Here is a 3,486-nt window from a genome sequence, read left to right on the forward strand (position 1 = left end):
GGGTCGGCAGCGGCCTGCCGTCGGCTTCATGGCCGTTACCGGTAATCGCCGCCGGCAGCGGCAGCGGGTTGTCCAGCCCGTGCAGGATGCCGGCGAGGATCGCCGCCATCACCAGATAGGGGTTGGCGTCCGCGCCGGCCACCCGATACTCCACCCGGTGGTTATGGCGGTCGCTGCAGGGGATGCGCAGCGCCACGGTGCGGTTGTTGTGCCCCCACGAGGCCTGCAGCGGCACGTAGGAATCCGGCAGAAAACGCCGGTAGGCGTTGACGTTGGGGGCCAGCAGCGCCATTGAGGCGGGCAGCAGATCGATCATTCCTGCCAGCGCACGTTTCAACAGCGGGGAGTCTCCCCCGTCTTCCAGCGCAAAGACGTTGCGCTGCGCCTCATCAAACAGGCTGATATGCACGTGCATACCGCTGCCGGCAAACTCTTCATAGGGTTTTGCCATAAAGGTGGCGTTCATGCCGTGCTGTTCCGCCACCTGGCGGATTAGGCGCTTCAGCTGCACAGCGTCGTCGCAGGCGCTGAGCACGTCGCGGGTGTGGTGCAGGTTGACCTCAAACTGGCCGGGTGACGCTTCGGCCAGCGCGCCGTCCGCCGGAATGTTTTGCAAACGGGCGATGGTGTCTATCTGGCCGAGAACGTCGGCGAAATGATCGAGATTATCGACTGAATAGACCTGATTTTGCAGATTGCGCTCGTCGCTGCCCGGCGCGCACGGCGGCTGGATATACCCTTCCGCATCGCGCTCCTTATCGACCAGATAGAACTCCAGCTCTACCGCTACCACCGGAGAGAGTCCTCGTTTGCGCAGCTGCTGCCACAGCGCATCGAGCACGTTTCGGGGTTCAACGTCAAAGGGAGTACCATCTTGATTACGCATGGTCAGCAACAGCTGCGCGAGGTGCTGCGGGTCTGTCGCTGAGGGAATTAGCGTGCCGCCGACCGGCAGGCAGAGGTTATCCGGTTCACCGAGCGACTGCCCGAGCCCGGACTCTTCAACGGTATTGCCAAGGATGTCCATGGCGAACACCGAGGCCGGGAAGTAGCAGCCCTTCTCAAGCTTACGCAGGCTGGTGATGGGGAGGCGTTTACCGCGAAACACGCCGTTAAGATCGTTGAGCAGGATATCGACATACTGGGTTTCGGGATAGCGTTCCAGGTAGCCAGCAACTTCTGCCTGGAACGCGCTGGTTCGTTTCTCTTCACTTAAACGCGTGAAATCTTCCACTTCGACAATATTGGTCATAATGCCACCCGTCAGGTTGTGCCAGCTGAGAGGAAGGCTGCTCAAAATAACAGCCACATATTTAACATAGCGCTTACGCATAGGCTGCGCAACGCGCAGGAATGCGACTTTTTTAGCCCGATCACGTTTGAATATTGACCACCCGGTTGCTAGATTGAAAATATATTGCACAGTCCGGCGCTTCACGCGCCATTCCGGTTGATATTTTTTACAACGCAGCAGGGAGTGGGATGGACACTATTTTTGACAGGCCGCTGATTGGCGTGGTGATGTGCCAGGCCGATCGCCATGACCACCCGGTGCAGATGGTACATAACAAGTACCTGGACGCGGTGCAGGAGGCCGGTGGCGTTCCGCTGGCGCTGCCGCACGGGCTGTCCTCCCCTCCCCTGTTAGCCCGCGCGCTGGCCGCGCTGGATGGCATCTTACTGACCGGCAGCCCGAGCAATATCGAACCCCACCACTACGGCGAATCGGGCGAAGAGGCCGATGCCGATCCTGGCCGCGACCGGCTGGCTTTTGCGCTGGTCAACGCTGCACTGGCACAAAAGATGCCGCTGTTCGCCATCTGCCGCGGGTTACAGGAGCTGGTCGTCGCCTGCGGTGGCTCGCTGCACCGCCAGGTGCAGCGGGTGCCGGGCCTGCAGGATCACCGTGAAGACGCCTCGCTGCCGCTGGTGCAACAGTATGCCCCGGCGCATGACGTCTGGCCGGAGCCGGGCGGCGTGCTGGAGGCGCTGCTCGGCCACACCGCGCCGCAGGCGGTGAACTCGCTGCACCAGCAGGGGATCCGTTCGCTGCCCGCTGAGCTGCGCGCAGAAGCACGGGCGGCAGACGGTCTGGTGGAGGCGGTCAGCCACCGTCAGCATCCGTTTGCGCTCGCGGTGCAGTGGCACCCCGAATGGCACAGCCGCGGGTCGGCGCTTTCACGCAGCCTGTTTGACGGTTTTATCGCCGCCTGTCAGCACTTTCATCAGGAATACCGCGCATGACCAATACCACACTTGCACCCGGCCGTCGGCTGGCCGATTTGCGCCAGGAGAAAGGGCTGTCGCAACGCCGGGTTGCCGAACTGGCCGGCCTGACCCACAGCGCCATCAGCACCATTGAGCAGGACAAAGTCAGCCCGGCGGTCAGCACCCTGCAAAAGCTGCTCAAGGTGTACGGAATGTCTCTGTCGGAGTTCTTCTCCGATGCCGTTTCCCGGCCGCCCAGGGTGGTGATTGAAGCCAGCGAACTGATCGAGATGGGCAGCCAGGGGGTGTCGCTGCGGCTGATCCCCAACAGCCGTCCGCAGCGCACGCTGGGCATGCTGCTGGAGACCTATGCGCCGGGGGCGACCACCGGCGAGAAGCTGCGCCATCAGGGCGAGGAGACCGGCACCCTGCTGGAAGGCGAGATTACCCTGACGCTGAACGGCCAGAGCTATCTGCTCACCGCCGGGCAGAGTTACGTCATTGATACCGCGCAGCCCCACAGTTTCAGCAACGTATCCGCCACGTATTGCCGCATTATCAGCGCGCATACGCCGGCCACTTTCTGACCGCACCGCCAGCCGGCAGGCGGGTTATCTTAACAAGGAGCAGGTGATGGAGCATGTGAACAGTTATTACGCCGCAACGGCCAACGATCACCCGCGCTGGCCGCGGCTGGAGGGGCAGGTTGAGTGTGACGTCTGCGTGATCGGCGGCGGCTTTACCGGCCTTTCGTCGGCGTTATTCCTCACCGAAGCAGGTTACGACGTGGTGTTGCTGGAAGCGGCGGTGGTCGGTTTTGGTGCCAGCGGGCGCAACGGTGGCCAGGTGGTGAACTCTTACAGCCGCGATATCGACGTGATCGAGCAGCGCTACGGCAAAGAGAGCGCCCGCATGCTGGGTAGTATGATGTTCGAAGGCGCGGAGATCATCCGCGACCGCATCGATCGCTACGCCATCGACTGCGACTACCGCCCAGGCGGTATTTTCGCCGCGCTCAGCGCCCGGCAGATGCGGCATCTGGAGAGCCAGCAAAAAGTGTGGCAGCGCTACGGTAATCACCATCTGGAGCTGCTGGATCAAACCGGCATTCGCCGTGAAATAGGCAGCGAGCGCTACGTCGGCGGGCTGCTGGACCTGCGCGGCGCGCACCTGCACCCGCTGAACCTGGCGCTGGGCGAGGCGGAAGCGATTCGCCGCCACGGCGGGCGTATCTACGAGCAGTCCGCCGTTACCGGCGTCACCTACGGCGCCCCGCAC

General features: G+C 62.6%; 4 protein-coding genes. 3 read left to right on the forward strand and 1 reads right to left on the reverse strand.

The window, feature by feature from the left end:
* A partial coding sequence (locus NV64_RS17235) for a glutamine synthetase family protein (protein WP_369878901.1) occupies positions 1 to 1,255 on the reverse strand: 1,255 nt, incomplete at its 3' end.
* Positions 1,256 to 1,482: 227 nt separating this feature from the next.
* Between NV64_RS17235 and puuD the strand changes: the two genes are divergently transcribed.
* From puuD to NV64_RS17250, 3 genes are all read left to right on the forward strand, one after another.
* Positions 1,483 to 2,244, forward strand: a complete 762-nt coding sequence (puuD, locus tag NV64_RS17240; RefSeq protein ID WP_101506413.1) for a gamma-glutamyl-gamma-aminobutyrate hydrolase — start codon at positions 1,483 to 1,485, stop codon at positions 2,242 to 2,244.
* Positions 2,241 to 2,795: an HTH-type transcriptional regulator PuuR gene (puuR, locus tag NV64_RS17245; RefSeq protein WP_056233218.1), complete on the forward strand. Its 555-nt coding sequence runs from the start codon at positions 2,241 to 2,243 to the stop codon at positions 2,793 to 2,795. The genes puuD and puuR overlap by 4 nt, the downstream gene beginning before the upstream one ends.
* Before the next feature lie 46 nt (positions 2,796 to 2,841).
* On the forward strand, positions 2,842 to 3,486 hold a 645-nt coding region (locus tag NV64_RS17250; RefSeq protein WP_146005514.1), incomplete at its 3' end, for an FAD-binding oxidoreductase.

This window comes from Erwinia sp. B116, from assembly GCF_002865965.1.
In the GTDB taxonomy this organism is placed as follows: domain Bacteria; phylum Pseudomonadota; class Gammaproteobacteria; order Enterobacterales; family Enterobacteriaceae; genus Erwinia.